Source organism: Pseudoalteromonas shioyasakiensis, assembly GCF_001550135.1.
Classification (GTDB): domain Bacteria; phylum Pseudomonadota; class Gammaproteobacteria; order Enterobacterales; family Alteromonadaceae; genus Pseudoalteromonas; species Pseudoalteromonas shioyasakiensis.
Genome location: NZ_LRUE01000005.1, coordinates 1 through 20,064, shown reverse-complemented (window position 1 = coordinate 20,064; position 20,064 = coordinate 1). Strand labels below are relative to the sequence as shown.

The 20,064-nt window shown below is 39.4% G+C and carries 20 protein-coding genes; 12 read left to right on the top strand and 8 right to left on the bottom strand.

The annotated features are described in order from the left end of the window. Positions 1-8: 8 nt before the first annotated feature. Both PASHI_RS01935 and PASHI_RS01930 read left to right on the top strand, forming a co-directional pair. Entirely contained in the window at positions 9-1,466 is a 1,458-nt protein-coding gene (locus PASHI_RS01935) for a SpoIIE family protein phosphatase (protein WP_062564400.1), read from the top strand. Between the two features lie 103 nt (positions 1,467-1,569). Further along, positions 1,570-3,024: a sigma-54-dependent transcriptional regulator gene (locus tag PASHI_RS01930; protein ID WP_062564399.1), complete on the top strand. Its 1,455-nt coding sequence runs from the start codon at positions 1,570-1,572 to the stop codon at positions 3,022-3,024. Here PASHI_RS01930 and PASHI_RS01925 read toward each other — a convergent pair. Then, positions 2,993-4,027: a glycosyltransferase family 4 protein gene (locus PASHI_RS01925; RefSeq protein ID WP_062564398.1), complete on the bottom strand. Its 1,035-nt coding sequence runs from the start codon at positions 4,025-4,027 to the stop codon at positions 2,993-2,995. The genes PASHI_RS01930 and PASHI_RS01925 overlap by 32 nt on opposite strands. Before the next feature lie 20 nt (positions 4,028-4,047). On the opposite strand from PASHI_RS01925, the gene PASHI_RS01920 reads away from it, so the two are divergent. Continuing rightward, positions 4,048-4,380 carry an Hpt domain-containing protein gene (locus tag PASHI_RS01920; protein WP_062564397.1) on the top strand — a complete coding sequence of 111 codons (333 nt, stop codon included), beginning with the start codon at positions 4,048-4,050 and terminating at the stop codon, positions 4,378-4,380. On the opposite strand, the gene PASHI_RS01915 is transcribed toward PASHI_RS01920, so the two are convergent. Next, entirely contained in the window at positions 4,345-5,250 is a 906-nt protein-coding gene (locus tag PASHI_RS01915) for a gluconeogenesis factor YvcK family protein (RefSeq protein ID WP_062564396.1), read from the bottom strand. The genes PASHI_RS01920 and PASHI_RS01915 overlap by 36 nt on opposite strands. Positions 5,251-5,423: 173 nt before the next feature. Here PASHI_RS01915 and PASHI_RS01910 point away from each other — a divergent pair, with 173 nt between their 5' ends. Then, positions 5,424-7,394, top strand: a complete 1,971-nt coding sequence (locus PASHI_RS01910) for a response regulator (RefSeq protein ID WP_062564395.1) — start codon at positions 5,424-5,426, stop codon at positions 7,392-7,394. 41 nt (positions 7,395-7,435) lie between these two features. Here PASHI_RS01910 and PASHI_RS01905 read toward each other — a convergent pair whose 3' ends face one another. From PASHI_RS01905 to PASHI_RS01880, 6 genes are all read right to left on the bottom strand, one after another. Then, positions 7,436-8,758 (bottom strand): Na+/H+ antiporter family protein, encoded by a 1,323-nt coding sequence (locus PASHI_RS01905; protein WP_062564394.1) that lies wholly within the window; start codon positions 8,756-8,758, stop codon positions 7,436-7,438. An 8-nt stretch (positions 8,759-8,766) separates the two neighbouring features. Beyond that, on the bottom strand, positions 8,767-10,707 hold the full coding sequence (locus PASHI_RS01900) for a transglutaminase TgpA family protein (RefSeq protein WP_062564393.1): 1,941 nt from the start codon (positions 10,705-10,707) through the stop codon (positions 8,767-8,769). Between the two features lie 2 nt (positions 10,708-10,709). Beyond that, positions 10,710-11,669 carry a DUF58 domain-containing protein gene (locus tag PASHI_RS01895; protein ID WP_062564392.1) on the bottom strand — a complete coding sequence of 320 codons (960 nt, stop codon included), beginning with the start codon at positions 11,667-11,669 and terminating at the stop codon, positions 10,710-10,712. Positions 11,670-11,672: 3 nt separating this feature from the next. After that, complete coding sequence (locus PASHI_RS01890) at positions 11,673-12,566, bottom strand: AAA family ATPase (protein WP_062564391.1); 894 nt, start codon at positions 12,564-12,566, stop codon at positions 11,673-11,675. 7 nt (positions 12,567-12,573) lie between these two features. Then, positions 12,574-12,969, bottom strand: coding sequence for a response regulator (locus tag PASHI_RS01885; RefSeq protein WP_054553848.1), 396 nt, complete (start codon positions 12,967-12,969; stop codon positions 12,574-12,576). Between the two features lie 673 nt (positions 12,970-13,642). Next, positions 13,643-13,981 carry a helix-turn-helix domain-containing protein gene (locus PASHI_RS01880; protein ID WP_062564390.1) on the bottom strand — a complete coding sequence of 113 codons (339 nt, stop codon included), beginning with the start codon at positions 13,979-13,981 and terminating at the stop codon, positions 13,643-13,645. Here PASHI_RS01880 and PASHI_RS01875 point away from each other — a divergent pair. The 8 genes from PASHI_RS01875 (at position 13,957) to PASHI_RS01845 (ending at position 19,963) form a co-directional block, all read left to right on the top strand. Next, positions 13,957-15,414, top strand: coding sequence for a phage/plasmid replication protein, II/X family (locus tag PASHI_RS01875; protein ID WP_082710852.1), 1,458 nt, complete (start codon positions 13,957-13,959; stop codon positions 15,412-15,414). The two genes, PASHI_RS01880 and PASHI_RS01875, sit on opposite strands and share 25 nt — an antisense overlap. Beyond that, positions 15,411-15,623: a hypothetical protein gene (locus PASHI_RS01870; RefSeq protein ID WP_062564388.1), complete on the top strand. Its 213-nt coding sequence runs from the start codon at positions 15,411-15,413 to the stop codon at positions 15,621-15,623. The genes PASHI_RS01875 and PASHI_RS01870 overlap by 4 nt, the downstream gene beginning before the upstream one ends. Further along, positions 15,620-15,919, top strand: coding sequence for a single-stranded DNA-binding protein (locus PASHI_RS01865; protein ID WP_062564387.1), 300 nt, complete (start codon positions 15,620-15,622; stop codon positions 15,917-15,919). Before PASHI_RS01870 ends, PASHI_RS01865 begins: the two co-directional genes overlap by 4 nt. Before the next feature lie 2 nt (positions 15,920-15,921). Beyond that, positions 15,922-16,188: a hypothetical protein gene (locus PASHI_RS01860; RefSeq protein WP_062564386.1), complete on the top strand. Its 267-nt coding sequence runs from the start codon at positions 15,922-15,924 to the stop codon at positions 16,186-16,188. 33 nt (positions 16,189-16,221) lie between these two features. Beyond that, a complete protein-coding gene (locus tag PASHI_RS22310) occupies positions 16,222-16,356 on the top strand; it encodes a hypothetical protein (RefSeq protein ID WP_279625936.1) in 135 nt (44 codons plus the stop codon). Between the two features lie 251 nt (positions 16,357-16,607). Then, the gene (locus tag PASHI_RS22305; protein WP_167542011.1) at positions 16,608-18,488 is read left to right on the top strand and encodes a collagen-like domain-containing protein; all 1,881 of its coding nucleotides are present in this window, start codon (positions 16,608-16,610) and stop codon (positions 18,486-18,488) included. Next, complete coding sequence (locus PASHI_RS01850; RefSeq protein WP_062564384.1) at positions 18,481-18,804, top strand: hypothetical protein; 324 nt, start codon at positions 18,481-18,483, stop codon at positions 18,802-18,804. Before PASHI_RS22305 ends, PASHI_RS01850 begins: the two co-directional genes overlap by 8 nt. 4 nt (positions 18,805-18,808) lie before the next feature. Continuing rightward, the gene (locus tag PASHI_RS01845; RefSeq protein ID WP_062564383.1) at positions 18,809-19,963 is read left to right on the top strand and encodes a zonular occludens toxin family protein; all 1,155 of its coding nucleotides are present in this window, start codon (positions 18,809-18,811) and stop codon (positions 19,961-19,963) included. Positions 19,964-20,064: the final 101 nt, after the last annotated feature.

Here is a 20,064-nt window from a genome sequence, read left to right as displayed (position 1 = left end):
GAATCTGAATGGACTGCTTATATCAAAAATCATTTAGTTTAGACTGGCCTACAGTTAGTGAGATTCGTCATATTTTAAAACATGTTTTAACAGCGATTAGTGTTAAAAATCAAGATATTGATGCAGCAGGGTTAGTAGCAACCGAGTACCTAACTAATCTGTTACGCCATAGCCAAGAAACGTCAATGCATGTGCAGTTTGCTATGCATAAACTGCCCGATAAACAGCTGCTAATAGAATTTAAAGACAGCATGCCAAGCTATGATTTATTTAATCAACAAGCATCAGGGTGGCAATTAGACAGTGGCGAGTTAGTGGAAGGTGGCATGGGGGTGGCGCTCATCAAGCATTACTTTCCAAACGCTTGTTATAAAACTGTTGGCCAACAGAATACATTCTCTTTTTGTTTAACCAATATAGATAAACGACCCACGCTTATTTACATAGACGATGATAAGGCACAACTTGCTTTACTGAATGCATATTTATCTGAGCATTTTCAGGTTATTTGCTGTGAGGACAGTGAATCTGGTTGGCAAGAAATCCTAACCTCTGGGGCAACAATTTTATTGCTTGATCATAAACTTAAAAATGGCACCAGTGAGCCTTTACTTAAAAAGCTTAATCAATCTAACCTAAAAACTAATTTATCTGTGGTTATGCTGACAGGTGATGACAGTGATGAACTTATAAAACGTATAAACCTTCTAGGGGTTGATGATTATTTAGTAAAACCCGTAAGCAAAACTCGCTTATTGCAAAGTATTGAACGCATTGTGCATCGTTTTTCTGCATTAAAGTATTTAATTAACGAAGAGCGTATGCAAACAAGGCAAAAAATAGGGGAGTTTAATGCCTATAATTTTGGCTCTATTATAAGCCAAAATGGTGGGGATTTTTGTATGTATCCCCACCAGCAGCAAGCGCCCGTGATCATTGGCGATATGATGGGGCACGGTATAACAGCACTAAAAGAAAGTTTTGCCATAAAGGGCTTTTTAAGTGGCTGTTTAGCGACAGAAATCCCGATACAAAACGTTTTAACAACCTTGAACCAAGCCCTGTATGAACAGCGGTTATGTAAAACTAGTTTAGTCACTTTACTAATAAGTTTTATTGAAAATAACATACTTCATTGGTTTAACGCAGGTCATCCAGCCCCCTGTGTGATAACCAAAAATGGTAAATTGATCCAGCTAAGCGGCACTGATCCCTTGCTTGGCCTTAGTGATGATCATGTTTATCAACATTATAGTTATGACTTAAAAGACGTTGAACACATTTTATTGTTCACCGATGGTTGGCTTGATAATCAGCAATTAAGCGATGTTGACCAAATTATTACTAAATTAACTGACGAAAATGTGCAAAGTGAGGAGTTTGCTTATGCACTTTGGCAGGCAAGCCAAGTTGAGTTAACTGCTGAAATAGACGATGCCTCGTTAATTGTGATCAATAAACACTAAAGTTTGAGTTTACAAACCGGTCAAATACGCACTAAGCTACTAATAAGGAACTGTTAAATAATCACTTTATCTCAGCATAAAACGATAATAAAGGAAGTCTGTAATGCCACCTAAAATACTCATTGTTGAAGATACAGAATCGCTAGCGCTGATGTACCAATCATATTTGATCCCAACCGGGGTCGAAACACGCATTGCCTACAATGGTGAGCAAGCTGTCTTTGCATTACAGGAGTTTGAGCCTGACTTAGTGATTTTAGATGTTATGCTGCCAGATATGAACGGGCTAGATATTTTATCCTCTTTAGACCCAGATACAGCTCCACAAGTGATTGTTTTAACAGGGCATGCCACTAAAGAAATGGCAATAAAAGCCATCAAACTCGGTGCCAGTGACTTTCTAGAAAAACCAATCGAAGCCGATCGTTTTCGCATTACAGTAAACAACGCATTAAAACTTAAAGATTTAAAACAAACAGTCAAAAGCTATCAAACAACTTACGAGAACGGTAAATACTATGATTTGATTGGTAGCTCATCAGAAATGCAATCTGTTTACCAAATAATAAAATCAGCATCAGCAAGTAAGGCCACCGTGTTCATTACCGGTGAAAGCGGGACAGGTAAAGAGCTCTGTGCCCGTGCGGTACATTTAGCGTCACCGCGTGCGAATAAACCATTTGTAGCCCTTAACTGTGCAGCAATACCAAAAGATCTAATCGAAAGTGAAATATTCGGTCACTTAAAAGGGGCGTTCACTGGCGCGATTGCCAATCGTGAAGGGGCGGCTGGCCAAGCTGATGGTGGTACGTTGTTTTTAGATGAACTATGTGAAATGGACGTCAATCTGCAAAGTAAACTACTGCGCTTTATACAAACCGGTTGTTACCAGCAAGTAGGCAGCGAAAAAGAAGTTAAAGTGGATGTACGCTTTGTATGCGCCACCAACCGCGACCCATTATTAGAAGTGCAAGAAGGCCGTTTTCGTGAAGACTTATATTATCGCCTACATGTTATCCCAATTGCCTTACCGCCGTTGAATCAGCGTGGCAAAGATGTGATCGAAATTGCCGATGCATTATTTAAAAAAATAAGTAAAGAAGAAGGCCGTGCATACAAAGGCATGTCAGAAGGCGTTAAAAATCTATTTTTGAGTTATGGCTGGCCTGGTAATGTTCGCCAATTAGAAAACACCATACGTAACATTCTCGTTTTGCATGATGAAGCTTATATTGAAGCGAGCATGATCCCAGCATTACCAAATGCACAAAATCAATCACAACCAGTAGCAGCAACTGTTAATACTGTAACCCCAGAGGTGATGCCGTCACAAAGCTTTACATCGCCATCAATGGAAGCAGCTCCTGTTATCAGCGAAGTTGCAACAGCATTTTCTCAAGCCGATATTGAACCGCTTTGGTTGGTAGAAAAACGTTATATTGAGCAAGCCATTGATGCTTGTGATAACAATATTCCTAAAGCTGCCGCTCTTTTGGATGTGAGTCCATCTACGATTTATCGTAAAATTAAAAGCTGGGAAGAGATGCAAGTAAGCTAGAGTTATAGACTCTATCTAGCTGCTTAAATTGCTGCTCTCCAGAAAAACGTTGTTTAACAAGTCTTTGTGCATTGCCTAGCATGTAATTTCTTTGATCAACACTCAACATAAGTACGTTGTTTAGCTGTTTATGCAAAGCATCGCTTGTACTTTCAGTCATCATTAACCCATTTGATAGGTGATTAATTATCTGTGGTAACTGACCAACAGGCGATGCAATAACGAGTACCCCGTGTGCCATTGCTTCTAATGCCACCATAGGTAGACCTTCAGCCCGAGAGCAGATCACCAATACATCAAGTTGTTGCCATATTTGTTGTTGCTCACACTGGCCATGATAACTCACCGCTGACAAATCAAGCTCATTGACCATAGGGCCATCACCAAACATATGAAATTTTAAGTTAGGTGTGTTGAATCGTTTGGCTGTTTCAATAAAAATGTCAGGGCCTTTTTCATGGGATAAACGACCAACAAATCCAACGTTTAATTGATCATTATTTTTTAGACCTAAAACTTTAGTAGGCTCATTTACTTGAATAAAATTTTCAAGTAATTCAGCATTGTAAAGCTCTTCGGTGAGTTTGCTAGAAACAGCAAAGTTAAGTGAAAAGTAACTTAGCAATTTGTCGAGCTTATTGTAAAAATAAACCTTACCCGTTCCTGCTTCTCCAGCATGATAAGTTGAAATACAAGGGCGGTTTTGCCAGCGACACACTAACTTGCCCATGATACTTGCCTTGTACCCATGGGTATGGAGTAACGCTGAGCGAGGAAACATTTTTAGTATTTCGTTCAAGCTTTTTAAATTTCCGCCAGCAAAACCGAAAGTGATATTTGCATTTTCTAAGCGCTTATATAATTCACGGTTATTATGATCTTGATAAAATAGTACCGAGCTCATAATATTATATCGTTCTAATAGCTTACTCATGGCAATCAAATGGCTTTCGATGCCACCAATTAAGCTTGAATCTACGAATAAAATAACACTATATTTCATATTCACTCCAAGGTGAGACCATGATAGATACTGCGACCTTTACGCAATTACAACAGGATGTTGGTGACGACCTAGCAAAACAACTTTTGCAGGTATATATCACTGAGTCCCGCCAAATCGTTGCAGATCTTGCTGACGCAACGAAACAGTCCGAAATCGAAATAAATGCCCACAGTTTAAAAAGCAGTAGCCGTAGTTACGGGGCATTAGCCGTAGGCGGCCTTGCAGAACAAATTGAGCAAAAAGCGAAGACATCACAATATGACGATGAATTACAAAGCTTAATAGCCTTACTGCAAGACCAATTTGCACAAACGCTAACTCACGCGCAAAGTTTGATTGCTACTGACTAGTTGCTCAGCTTCTAGGCTTAACGGCATTTTTAATATTTCGCCAAATACATTACTTAGCTGCTCAATGTCGTGCTGCTGGTTTGGCGATTTAACAACATCGTCAAAGTGAGACACAATTTCACTAAGCGCATCTAAAGAGATACTCATGTCACAAAACCGGTAACCAAGCATGCCTTCGAGCCAATCAACCGGTTGCATATCGAGCGATTTAATTACGCTGGCTTCTTTGGCAATATTTTCGATAAATAATGGGCATGCTGATGTTTGTTGCACCGCTTTAGCTATGTCTTCAACTAACATGGCAGGCATTACACTGGTAATTAAACTTCCAGGGCCAATTATTAGCATATCGGCGCTTTCAATAGCTTGAACCACACCAGGAGCAGCATTCACATCTTGTGAGAGCGTTAAATAGTCTGGGAGCTCTTCTTGTGAATCAATATCGCATTCACCAAATACTTTGATGCCTGATGACATAACCGCTAGTAAATCAGTCGGTTCGTCTGACATAGGTAGAATCGTTTCTGAATTACCCAACATGGCATTGAACCATGCAACCGCTTGAGTTGCTGAGTTAGTTTGTTGGGTTAAGCTTAATAAGGCTAAATTACCAAGGCTGTGACCATTAAGTTCACCACCATCAAAACGGTGGTGAAAAACTTGATGGATTAATGAGTCACTATCAGCTAATTGCAAACAACAACGTCTAATATCACCAAGGGCTACTACATCTTGGCTTTTACGTAATTTACCTGTGCTTCCGCCGTTGTCTGTGGTTGCAACGATAGCTGTCAGTTCGGCGCAGTGAGGTCTAATTGCACTTAACATATGGGATAAACCGTGTCCGCCGCCTATGCATACTATTTTCATAACAGTCACCTTGGTTAAACTTGATTAATATTTAGTTAGCATGGGCCGTACCAAGTGTTCGGATTTATATAACACAATGAAATTTAAATAATTTATTTTGATATTTTTATGGCTAAACTGAGAACTGTTTTCTATATTTGCAATATGCGATGCAATATTAACTAGGAATGGCAATGGCAGAGTTAAACTTAGAGCAATTACAACTTGAGCTAACGGCATTTCATGGCATAAACGATAGCCGTGCATTAAAAGCTCAACTTGAAAAAGTGCTTCTGCCATATTTTTCGTTTAAAGAGTTTTGCTTAATAAACTTCGAAGATTCAAAAGCATCCCTCGAAATGCGTACTATTAAGTACATTGAATTTGACGAAACAATATTAAAGTCAAAGTTACAACAAGCGCAGTCACAGTGGTTATTTAATGAAGATAACTCACTGTTTTATAGTAATGAGTTCGTAAATAATCTAATTTTTCATGTTGATATCTCTGAACACACAACGCAGTGTTTGGTCTTTTTCGATATAAAAGAGCAGGCTAGTTTTAATGATAAATCACAAACCGCAATTAAAATCTTATTACAGCAAGTAGCGGTTCAATTAGCTGCGCAAACAAGGCTTAACAGGCAAAAGTTTCACTCAACCTCTTTACTAACAAGACTAGGCGAGTTATCTGAGTTATTCAGAGACTTCGCCAGCGAATGGTTTTGGCGTACTAATAAAGATGAGCACTTTATTAATGTTTTAACTACCGCCAGCCACAGTAACTTATACAAGCGCCATTTTTTACATAAAAATTTCGATGCCATCATCACTGAGCAGGAAAAAAATCAGTTAAAAAAATGGTCACACTTTAAACACTTGCTGGCAGATCATGCTGAATTTTTAGATTTTGAATTTGAAGTTAATTCGTCGCCTCCGGCCTGGGTCTCTTTGAGTGGTAAGCCACAATTTGATTCAAGCGGGAAATTTCGCGGTTATTTAGGTATTGCCAAAGATATCACTGTAAATAAAGACCGCGAGCAAGCACTACAATTAGCAAAAGAAAAAGCCGAAGAAGCAAACCAAGCAAAGTCTCAGTTTTTAACGGTGATGTCTCATGAGATCAGAACACCTATGAACGCCATTGTAGGCATGTTGGAGTTGTTAGCCGATTCAGAACTTAATGACAAGCAAACACGTTGGCTCGATTACGCAAACTCAAGCGCTGACTTATTACTTGATTTGATCAGTGATGTACTGGATTTTTCAAAAATTGAAAGTGGCTCGATGGAGCTTGATGTTAAAGCAACAGATATAAATGCGCTGGTTAAAAATATTACTGCACAGTTTCAAGAAACCACTCAAGGCTCTAATGTATTATTTACCACAGAGATAAGCGATGGCTTACCAAACAAAATTAATATCGATGGGGTTCGGGTCGGGCAAATTCTGTTTAATATTTTAGATAATGCCTTTAAGTTTACCAAAGTAGGCACTGTCAATTTCAGAGCCGATTTTAATGACACCCATTTGTTATTTGAGATAGCAGATACTGGTCAGGGGATCTCTCAATCTCAAATAGCCAGCATTTACGATGCCTTTAAACAGCATGATTACGGTGTAAATCGACAAGTAGAAGGGATTGGCCTTGGGCTTAGCATTACCAAAAGCCTAGTTGATTTAATGAAAGGCGAGATAAGAGTGGCAAGTGCAATCAATATTGGTACTAAGTTTAATATTTACATACCATACTCTATCGTCGCCGATGATCAGCAAGCTATTGAACATGAGCAAACTCTTGAGCCAATGGCTATTCTTGTTACAGAAGATAACAAAACCAACCAAGTACTTATAAAAACCTTTTTAGAAAAGCTCAATCACCATGTCACCCTTGCAGATAATGGCCAACAAGCAATTGATAAAGTACAACAGCAAAGCTTTGATTTAGTTTTGATGGATATGATGATGCCAGTGATGGATGGTATTACAGCAACTAAATACATGCGTGAAGAATTAAAAATGACTTTACCCATTGTCGCCTTAACAGCTAATGCATCTCATCAAGATAAAGCCACTTGCTTAGAAGCAGGGATGAACAAAGTGCTGACAAAACCCATTCGCTTTCATGATCTAAACCGCGCACTGCGTATTTTGTTTAGCCAATAAAAAAGCCCCAAATGGGGCTTTTAACAAAAAGTAACTCGACTCTACAACACCATTGCCGCAACCCAGCCAGCAACAAGTAGCGGAATATTAAAATGGATGAAAGTAGGCACCACTGAATTCCAAATATGGTCGTGTTGACCATCTGCATTTAGGCCAGATGTTGGGCCAAGTGTTGAGTCAGAGGCAGGGGAGCCTGCATCACCTAGCGCACCAGCAGTGCCAACCAGTGCAGCTGTGGCCATGACCGAAAAGTTTAATTCCATACAAAGTGGTACAAACAGGGTGGCTATAATTGGCACTGTCGAAAACGAGCTACCAATGCCCATGGTGATCAATAAGCCAACGAGTAAAATTAATGCTGCGGCAAGTGGCTTGTTACCCTCAATCATTCCTGCAGCAGAGCTAACTAATGAAGCAACATCACCCGTTGCTTTCATCACCGAAGCAAAGCCTTGCGCCGAAATCATAATAAAGCCAATCATCGCCATCATAGCAATGCCTTTGCTAAATACATCGCCGTTTTGCTCAAGTTTTACAACACCAAATAAGGTAAATATAGCTACCCCAACAAGACCACCTAGGATCATAGAGCCGCTAATATTTTGTGCCACTAATGAACAAAGTACGGCGGTAATTCCCACTGCTAACACCTTTTTAGGCTGCTCAATTACAACCTCTTGCTGTTGCTCTGTTAGGCTGTGAGACTCGTAACTACGGCGTTTTCGATAAGATATAAACACCGCAACCAATAAACCAAATAACATCCCAATGGCTGGAATGATCATTGCCATCGGCACTTGAGTATTAACAATTTCTAGGCCATTTTCAGTGAGGTTCTTGTGTAGTATCGAGTATAAGTAAATGCCACCAAAACCATAAGGTAGCACCATGTAAGAGGTGGCTAAGCCGAAGGTTAAGATACACGCAATGGCACGTCTATCAAGGCGTAACTTGTTAAACACCACAAGTAGAGGCGGAATTAGAATTGGTATAAAAGCGATATGTACGGGTATCAAATTTTGTGATGAAATCGCACACAGTAAAATAATACTTAATATAAGATAACTAAGCGTTGTTTCGCCTTTATGGCTATTCTCGTTCACTTGCTTTAGTAACTTAGACGCTAAAATACGTGTTAAACCTGACTTAGAAATAGCCACCGCAAATGCACCTAACATCGCATAGCTCAGTGCTATTTCAGCGCCGCCCGATAAGCCATCATTAAATGCATTAACGGTTTGTGATAAACCAAGGCCTGCGGTCAAACCCGCTACAATTGCGCTTACCGTCATCGCCACAATGACATTAATTCGACAAAGTGTCAGGATCAGCATCAACATAACGCCGACAATTACTGCATTCATATTGTTCTCTATTTGGCTGTTTTGAGAGAGTTTAACAGAACTCGTACGCGGTTTTTGCGATTTTGGTTATATGATTGCTGTTGATAACGTACTTCGATGATTATTTGCTCAAACTCACTTAAATATGCCTCTGATCTAGGCTTTTGCTGTTTAATTAAAGCAATATTTTGTAGTGGCGTGTTGGTATCAACTGGCTCAATGCCTTGCTTTTTTGCCCACAGGTAAAGCTTAGTGATGTCATCAACCAGCGGCTCTCTACTTCGAATAGGGCGTTTGTTATATAAGAAATAGCCAGTAAAGCTCAGTAATAATGTACCTAACACAATTAAAGGTGTTAGCCATGCTGACTTATTACCAAAAAGTGAATCAAATAGACTTTGTTGTGATTCTTGGTCGAACGTAAGCACCCAGTTAGTCCATTTATAGTCGAGTTCTTCAAGATGAATTCTAAGCCAGTTTATTGCTTTAAAATGGCTCCAGCGTTTTAGACCAAAGTTAAGATTATCGTTAAAGCTTTCGTTTAAATCACCCAGTTGTGATAACGAACCGTTTAAACGTTCCGGGGCAACAACAGCGGTAGCATCAAATATGTGCCATTTTTCATCAAAGAACACTTCAACCCATGCATGGGCATCATATTGGTAAATGTTCAGCGTAGCGGCTTTAGTTTGTTCTCCGCCTAAATAACCAGACACAACACGGGCAGGGTAACCGGCTACACGAAACATAAATGCAGCGGTGCTGGCATAGTGACCACAAAAGCCACGTTTGGTATCAAACACAAACTGGTCTAGCGTATTATCACCATTCATGGGTGTAGGAGTTAATGTGTAAGCAAACTGCTGCTGATTAAAGTAATCAAGCAACGCGTTAAAGTAAGCTTGCGCATTTTCATGCTCAGCAGCCAGCTCGTTTGCCAGTGCCGTCGTTTGCGGATTAGTTGTTTTCGGTAAGCGGGTATATAAGCGTTTTTCAAAGTCATTTAGGCTCAGCTTAGCCTCACTACTAGTTACCGCGTATTTAATGTTTTTGTTTAAGTTACCTTTACGTTTTAACAAGCCATTGTAGGTTGAGTGCACATCAGAATTAGCACTTTGCGCAAAGCCAAGCCCAAACAGCCAGTTTGATGATGAGGGCTCTGCAATAACCTGATAATTAACGCTATTACTTTGAGTAATTGTACGGCGAATTGGGTTAAATTGTTGAGACTTCAAAATGTCCGATATTAGCCATTCACTACCATTAAACTCATCATGAATAAGGCTGCGCCAGTAATAGGGGGCTTGTAAGGTTTGCCCTGGCTGTTGTTCTACCCGAAAAACTAAGTCATCAGATTCCGCTAATTTCGCAATAGAAAAGGGGTTAACTTGCTCTGATAAACCCGTCTTAGCAAGCTTTGGCCCCGGTAGCTGCCAAAACGCTGGAATTTTAGGTAAAAATAAAATCAAAAACGCCGCTATGGGTAAGGCTAGTAGTATGGTTTTAAAACTTTGTTTGTTAGCGGCCTTAAAGCTTTGCGGGCTAGTTAAATAGCCAAGTACCGCGAAGTTAACAATGTAAAGTACACTGACTACCAAGGTTTCAAATAACCCTTGATGAAACAAATACACCGTTGAAAGGTTAAAAAATACTAGTAAACAAACGGTTTGATACTGTTTAACGGTTTTCGCTTGTAGCAATTTAAAACTGCTAGCAAGTAGCATCATGGATACAAATAACTTGACCGTATCGCTCACGCCGACCAGAACAAATAAGGCAACTAAGCTAACCGCAGCCAAAATATTCGCCACCAATCCATTTAGTTTTTTATAAAACTTACCTAAAAACAGGTTTAAAAAGCTAAGGCCAGCCAATATGGCTAAGAATGGAGTAGGCACTTCAGTAAATAAAAAGCCACTGGTAACAATAAACAGCAGTGATAAAACGGTATTTATAAGCGGTGTATTCATAATTAAAACTCCGCTAATGCTTGCAAGCAGGCTTTTTGATGGTTGATCCCTTGGCCTTTCGCAATGTGTTTATTGGGTAAGGTTAACGAAAACGCCATTTGTTGGTCGGTTAATTGGTTCACCAAAAAACATAACTGGCTTAATCTATGCTCATTATTGCCACTCAACATATTGAAATTAAGTGCTAATTCCTGTGATGCGTCACTGGTAAATTCTTTCGTTAATAGCTGCTGAGTTTTAGCGTAGTGTTTCCACGATACCTTATTAAGCGCTGTACCTTGCACAAAAGGAGCAAGCTGATAAAAGTCATCATTACCGGCTTTAACTTGTGCGTTATCGCCGTCGTGTTCGTCATTGTCATGGAGCTGAGTATCAAGCTTATCAGTGGCGATAGGCTGAGGGTAAACATAAACCGTTTCGGTTGGCTTTATATAACTCCACACAGACACCAAACCAAATGGAAAATGACTAATGATTTTGATTCTATCAAAGCCATATGCACCACGTTCACTGCATTTGAGCGCTATTTCAACGGTCTTTTTATCTTTACTTTGCAGTGACACAGTTTCAGATTCAAGGTTGTCATTAATCAGTTTTATAAGTTCACAGTATGATTGTGCTTGAATTTGAAAACGCGCAATAGGGGCTTTTGGCGCATAACTTTCGTTTACTGACTGGTATTTAACCGACAAACCTCGCACATTTTTATAGCCGGTGAGTATCGCAAACACCAAAACAACCACCATTAAATACGCCATGGCTAAAATCAGGTTGTTTTGATAGTTAATGCCCATCACAAAGTTCAGTAATGCAATTAGTAAAAACTGCCCACCAAGTTTTGAGGGTAATACATAAATCGTTTTATGTTGAAGCTCAATTTCGTTGGTTTTATGCTTATTTTTTAATAACTTATTAAAAAATAACTGACGAAATTGATCAATAAAAGCAGGGCGCTTAAACATGTTTTATAAGCTTACAGGTACATGTTTAAGTGCATAGCCACTGTCACCAGCGTTTAAGCCAAGCCTGTGATCAGTCACGCTTGGGAAAACCGCTTGTACATCTTCAGGCATTACAAAATCACGACCTTCAATATACGCCCATGACTTTGCAGCTCGGGCAAGCGCAATGCTGGCTCTTGGAGATAGTGGGTTTACAAAATGGTTATCTTGGCGAGTAAACGCAACTAGCTCAAGGATATAATCAACCACCGAGTTGCTGATCGTTACTTTGTTAATTTCTTTTTGAATAACAGCAAGTTGCTCAGGATTAATACGAACAGGCAAGTCGTCATAATTACGGTTGTTTAGGCCTAAAATGAGGTTTTTCTCAGCTTGTTTATCTGGAAAGCCTAAACTAATACGCATGAAAAAGCGGTCTAATTGCGACTCTGGTAACGGATAAGTGCCAGATTGATGCACTGGGTTTTGCGTAGCAATCACAAAAAATGGTGATGGTAGGGCGTGTTTAACCGAATCTACCGTAACTTGTTTTTCTTCCATTGCTTCTAACAGTGCACTTTGTGTTTTAGGACCTGCACGGTTAATTTCATCACCTAAAACAACTTGGCTAAATACCGGACCTTGATGAAAAGAAAAACTATGTTCTTTAGCATCAAAGATATTTGTACCAAGAATGTCAGAAGGTAATAAATCGCTAGTGAATTGAATGCGTTGATATGACAAGCCAAGAACTGCGGCAAGTGCATGAGATAAAGTGGTTTTTCCCATGCCTGGTAAATCTTCAATTAACAGGTGGCCTTCACTAAATAAACACGTAAGGGCGAGTTTGATTTGTTGTTGCTTACCAAAAATGACCGTTGATAGGTCGTCTATAATGAGTTGGATTGTCGAATTCATAAACTACTTAATTTGTTATGGTTTCCATCAATTCTAGACGTTTCATAACAGAGTCGACTTTTTTTGCGTTGAATGGTTTGGCGATAAAACCTTTTGCACCTAATTCCCAGGTGTTTTGCACATTCTCAAGACTATTATGGCCAGAGCACATAACAACATGAGTATGAGGATGGCGGTCATTTAAGTATTCAAGAATTTCCGTACCGTCAGTATTAGGTAGTTCAATATCAAGAAAGATTACGTTAGGCGACTTTTCTTCAATAACGGTTTTAGCTGATTCAAAATCTCGACTTTCTAAAATATCGTCAAAACCAAGACCAGTTAAAATTTGATTTAGATAGTCGCGGATATCTTGCATATCATCGATTATCAGAATAGGTTCTAACGGCTTCACAAATTCCATATCGTTTACATCTTATCGTTACATCTCAAGTTGATAGTTTTAATATAAGTCATGAGATAACTAAGCTCAAGAAACATACACTAATAAAATGAATAATATGATAAAACACCACCTTAATGTCCGATACCGTCTAGTATTGGACTTAACATGCGCGGAGAATAGGTATAGCTATGTATAGATAGTTAACTTCCTATAATTTGAAACGTGTTATGTTGAGAAAGTGCCGCGCCAAAATGGTTTATTGGCGGGGCGCTTGTGGTATTCGTTGTGCAAAATAGCGAAGCGCACAACGATTGCAAGCTCCCCAGAGCAAGCAACCCGTAACATAATGCCAATTATGGGTATGTTATTTTTTACGTACCAACTCAAAAGGTACGTAATTTATTACGTAATATTTAACTCGTTACGTAATAATCAACTCCGATATTACGTACCACTGGGGACTTGTTCGTAAGAACGTAGGCCACACTCATAAGTAATTTGAAAAGCTGTAGGTTATTGGCCGTAACCAAGCGAAGCGCAAACCATCTATTTTTGGAAGAAAAACCCCGCGCAGCCATGCGCCCCTGATAAACCTAACCCATGTTTCAGTAAAAACCGATGTACCAGAATAGGTACGGTAGGTGGGAGAGTCCACATACTTTAATAGTGGACTCTTGGCCGAAATTCGGATTTATTTTTCAAATTGCCTCGATAGTAATTTTGTTTGATATTTGAATGCTACGCTTTCAATCATCATTATTATCGATTCTTTTTCCTTTTCTCCCAGCTGTTTAATAAGACCTATTTTACTTATTAATCTTTCATCTATATCAGTTTCCTGATCACTTATTATTTCTTGTGGGCTCATACCGTAAAATTTGGCCAGCTTTTCTATTGTGCTTAGTTGTGGCGACTGAGTTCCTTTTTCATATTTTATATATGTTGTTTTAGTAGTCCCTATCGCTTTTGCAACATCTTCTTGGGTAAGATTTCTAGCCAATCTCAATGACTTTATTTTTTCTTCAAACATCACTTTGCTTCTTTAGGGTTAAATTAATAGTCATTATAAGTAGTGTTTTTTTATCCAGTATCTTGAAAGTAAAATTATTTTATCCTATATTGGCAATATTATTTAACTTGACAGTTTTTCCGATGATAGACCTCTTAAGGATTAAGATACCTTTTCACGAATCAGTTGTAGCTGCTTCTCCAGATGGAGCAAGTGGTTTAATTGATTTGCGAGAGTGTCAAAAAAGAGGTTGTAAGATGGAAGCGGGTGACGTGATTTTTACACCTAACGATTATCGATTAGATAGTGAAAATATCTGCTTGGCCGAAGTGTCTGCTTTGCGTCACCCTTACGAATCACTCCCAAGCTCTTGGGCTAACCTTGCTTTCAAAGTGAGAGCAGGGGGCAGCAACTACTATCCACACATAGAACTAAAAGCTAGTCCTGCAAAATTACTTCAAGGTCATAACGTATTTGGCACATGTGATGTGATGCTATGTATTGATGCACTTATTACCACATTTGAATATGCACTCCCTAAAATGGGTGAAATTCTTGAGTACCACAACGCAGAACTAGCACAAATCGATTGCACATTTAGCGCTCACTTGTCGACCGAGTCAGATAGTCGGAACGTAATTCACGCATTACGCAACATATCTAATGGTCAAACGAGGGGCGCTAAATCTGCATTTGATACGACCGCTTATTTCGGTAAGGGGTCACGACATAAACGTTTAAAAGCGTACTTAAAACAGTTTGAGCTACAAGATCAAACCAATAAAGCACAAGCAAAATTCGACAAAACTAAAGACCAAATTTTCAAACGTCAGCTTGATTCAATGACAGCACCAGAAGTACAACAGTTTGCTAAAAATGCACTTCGTTTCGAAGCTAGTGTAATGCCTCGCATGTTAAACCGTTTAGGCATACCTACTAATCTTTGGCTATTCGAAGAATACAGCAGCAATTTTGATGGGTGTTTAATACAAAAGTTATGGGAGCAATCTTGGTCTGACATATTCAAAACGTTCGAGGGTGCAACCATGCGTACATACTCAGATGATGAAGTTCAGGCTCAACTAAAAGAGCATTATAAAAAAGTTACATACTCACGTGATAAGGTCACTGATATTGTCATGGAAAAAGTTTCATACGCTAAGGCTAACCGCCTTTTCCGCTTTTTCCGTTTACTTAAACATGAAGGTTGGGAAGAAGTAAAAGCAACTACTCCAAGTTCAACCTTCAATGACAATATTAAGTTGATCACCAATGTAGTACCAAAAGCCTACTTACAAAATCTACAAGCAACAGCGTCAAATGTTGTTCCGCTTATTCGTATGGTTAACGTTGATTTTTCAAAACAGCACCCGACTGGATGGCAAGAACCTGACCGTTTATCAAATCAAGTTTTACTTAAAGAGAACCAAGGTTTTCTAAGGTTGGTGTCATGAACCCATTAATTATTACATCAATATTCTTTGGTTACGTGCTTTTGGCATGTAGCTACACCCTAGAATCAATAGCATGTTTTTCTATTGCTATCGTCGCTTATTCATTCGATAGATTCATTGAATACGCAAAACTTCAACTACGCACAAATCAATTTACTGACGGCCAACGTGCCGCGATTGATGACTACAACAAGGAATCAGACAAATGAGAATCCAAATTATCGATACAAACGGCGCACACATTCCAACGCCAAGAACTTTCCCAGCTAAAGGTGATAAACCAGCTCGTACTGTTTATGAACAGAAAGCTTATGCACATATGGGTGGTGTTTTTCCTGTGGAATTTAAAATCACACATGATGACCACAATGATGCATATCAAGTCGGTGAATATGAATTAGCACCATCTAGTTTCAAGGTTAACCAATACGGACAACTTGAGTTAGATCGTTTTGGCTTACAACTAATTCCTGCATCTAATGTACTAGATAAAAAGGCAAGTTAATCATGGCTACTTGTGTCCAGCTTGAGTACGGCGAACTAAAACCAACCGCGCAATCAATCCAAGACTGCACTGGCTTTGTCATGCTTGAGCCGACCGAGTACCAACAATTTTTGTTAGGTTCTTCGTTGTTTGACCCTAACGAAATTTCTAGTGAAGAGGCAACCGCATTATTCGTTGCTGGCTTTTCACTAGTCATCATCTGTTACATGACCGCTTGGGGCTATGGAACAGTAATCAACTGGTTTCGACCAGAAAACGACAATACTTAAAAATTAATCTTTTCAAGCTAAAAGGAAATCATTATGGATTTTACAGGTGTTACAGGCGCAATTGACGCAACAGCTATCGTGGCAGCAATCACAGCAATCGCAGCTATCAAGATTTTACCCGGTGTAGCTAAGTGGGGTTATAACAAGGTTATCGGTTGGTTCCGTTAATCATCGTTTAACCTGTTTCAAAAATCGCACATCAAGCCACGTTTCTTTGCAGGTGCGTGGCTTTTTTAATGGAGTAATTATCATGATTTGGGGACTCTACTATGCATCACTTGGCATTGCTTGCGCCGTTGCGGTCATTCGTGGTTTCGAAAGCGAGTAAATTTTTATCATGGTGTTTTCGAGGTTTTAAGTACGCAGTAAGACACCCAATTAAGCTAACTTTTTCACTCATTAAACTGTGGCTCTGTTTAATGATGTTTAGCCTGTTTGCAACACTGGCCATTGCAGCAGATGAACCTCAAGACTTGGCCGACCAGTACTATGTTGGTGATGGTGTTACACCTAAACAAGAAATCAAGTACCAATACGTATGTGACTCAAATGATTTAACACCTAAACCTGCTGATAATGTATATCAAGCCTGCCAAGGTTATTGGCTAACAAAGGCACAAGAATATTTCGCAGCAAGAACGGACGTATGTTCACCACCTCAATTTGAATGGGATGCAGCAGAACCTAACAAACTTCATCAAAACTTTGGTCAAGAAAAGTGGAACGGTGACTGTGAGTACACAGTAAGTAATCAAAAATTTTATGGTACTCAAGTAGGTTCTATTCCTGAGAACTCATGCCCGCCTGATGATTATCCAAATCATACGCATCTATTAAGAATTGGTTTTAATCCGAATTTACAGATTTGGGAAATACAACCAGAACAACCTGAATACTGCTACATGTCAGCAGAACCCGACCAAGTTGATAAGTCTTGCAAAGGCGGCGTAGGTGAGCAAGCTGCTTTTAACTCAATCACTGTTAACAATGAAGATTACCCAGACGGCGGACACCCTAATTGCTTATCTCGTCACGGTAAAATATGTGAAGTAACGGGTGGCCCTTGGTTGGATACTGTAGTTGGTGAAACTACCACAACTTGGTCAGTTGGCTCTGGGACTTTCACAGGCAATGAGTGTGACCCAACAGGTAAGCACGTAGTTGATGATTCTAATAATGGTGAAGATAAATTTTGCTCAGCTCAGTCATCTGGGGGAGTTTATCAAGTTAGCTGTCCAGAGAGCGGTATCTCAATTAACTGGAATCAAGTCACCGGATTAGAGCAAACAGTTAGTGAACACGACACAAGAATCACTGCAATTGAAGCATCATTCATCACTGAAACAGAATTAAATAACTTAGTTTCTAGTGGTCAATTAAAGGGCGAAAAAGGCGATAAGGGTGATAAAGGTGAACAAGGGATTCAAGGAATACAAGGCGCAGCTGGTGCACGCGGTGCTGATGGTGCCGATGGCCTACAAGGAGAGCAAGGCATACAAGGCGAAAAGGGAGAGCAAGGCGAACAAGGTGAAAAAGGTGAAAAAGGTGAAAAGGGCGACAAAGGTGAGCAGGGCGTACAGGGTATTGCAGGTCAAAGCGGCGCTGACGGCCGCGATGGTATCAATGGCATTAACGGCATTGATGGTAAAGATGGCCGAGATGGTATTGATGGGGTAGACGGTGAAGATGGTGAAAACTGTAGTGTTGTAGCAACCCCTGATGGTGTTCAAATTGCCTGTGCTGATTCACTGGCTCAAGTAGAAAATGGCGATTCGTGCACTACCCAACAATTAGCTAATGGTGACGCACAAGTTACTTGTGAAGATGGCACAACATCAACCATAAACGGTGTTGATGAAGATGCAATTATTGCTGCACTCGATACCCAGTTAAGCGAAATGAAGAAACAAACGGGCGAACTTGAGAAGCAATCTAAAGCACTAGAAAGTTTAGGCAAATATGACGGCGACAAGCCAAAAATTGACTATGAAACAAAGCCTGACACTTGGACTGAAATAGCCGAGTTTGATTGGGAAAATCAGAATTTCGGAACAGTCTTGGAAGAACATACCGACCAGATGAAAGCACTACCCATATTCACTGCAATAGACAATTTCTTTGTAACGTCTTTTGGTGGTGCATGCCCAACATGGTCTACAACAGTCGATGTAATGGGCGCAACTTTTCGTATTGATATAGACCAGTTTTGCTCACCAGCAGTACAAAATATCTTACCTGCTATACGAGCGATTTTACTTTTAGTAGCTGGCTTTTTTGCATGGAGAATAGCAATTGAATGATTTAATTGACTGGTTTGCCGAGCAATGGCAAGCATTCGTAGACTGGGTTTATGAGATATTAGATTTCTTACTAAACGCTTTACTTTGGCTATCACTACAAACCTTTGAAAAATTACTTGAAGGCTTCAGGTTCATATTTGCCATGATAGAACCACCACAATTTATACAAGCAGGCATCAGCCAGTTTACTGGGGGAATTTCCTCAGATGTAGGTTACTTGCTAGGTGCAACGGGGTTCAGTGAAGCCCTAGGAATAATCGGAATAGGGTATACATTTCGATTAACCCGCAAAGTATTAACCTTATTCCAGTGGTAATGTCATGATTATATTTCACGAAGGTTTGCCAGGCTCTGGTAAAAGTTATGAAGCACTAGTAAAGCACATCATTCCTTCATTAGAAAAAGGCCGTAAAGTATTTGCACGACTTAACGGCTTTAACTATGAAAAAGTGAGTGAACTAACAGGCCGAACAGTAGATGAACTTAAAGAACTTTATACCGAAGTGACTGAGGAACAAGTTCACACAGTCTATGAAATTGTAGAAAACGACTGCCTACTTGTTCTTGATGAACTCCAAAACTTTTTCCCCAGTGGCAGACAAAAGCTATCTGACGAAATGACACAATTCATTGCTGAACACCGTCATCGAGGTATGGATATAGTTTGTATGGGTCAAGCGCTTGCCGATTGTCATACAACATGGAAGCGAAGGATTGAACGTAAAATTACATTCCTAAAACTTTCAATGGTTGGACTTGATAACAAGTACAAATGGGAAATGTACCAAGGTTCAATTAATGGTGTTAAAGGTGATGTAGTATTTAAAAAGATTAAGTCAGGTACTGAAAAATACGACAGTAAATATTTCGGCTCATATCTAAGTCACCAGCTAACAACAGATAACACGGATGTTTATTCTGATGACCGTGTGAACATATTTAAAACAAAACAGTTTATGCTTTACTTGCCAATTTTCTTAGGTGTAATTGGTTTTGCAATTTATTTCTTAAGTTCGTTTTTTAGTGGTGAAACTCAAATTGTTAAACAAGGTGCTAACGAACCTAGCAACAGGCCAGTAGCAAAAGTTGAAAATCAACCCGCAACACCTGCAACTGGACAAAGTAAAGCAGCACCTAAACAAACGCAAAATCCTAAGCCGCCAAGCACTGACCCATATCAGCGAATTAGGGATATGATCCAAAATAACAATGCGATGATCACGTATGAAGAAATTTATAAAGGCCGTATTGTTGATGTGTTAGTGGTTGTTGAAAATAATACTAAGCAAGTTCTCGATACTTTCAATAGGGATGAATTATTGATGCTCGGTTATCGACTTAAGAAAACCTTATTAGGTGTTGAAGCTTATAGAGGTGAGCACTTAGCGGCAGTTTTTAGATATAAACCAACTAATCAATATTTTGATAATCAAGTGCCCGATGAAATGTACCACGATTTGTATACCAATAATTAAACGCTAAAACCCAAGCCTTTCAACTTGTTGAAAGCCTTGGGTTAGCGTTTAACGTCTAACAAATTCATTTATTCATACCTACCACTAACTACCCATAATTT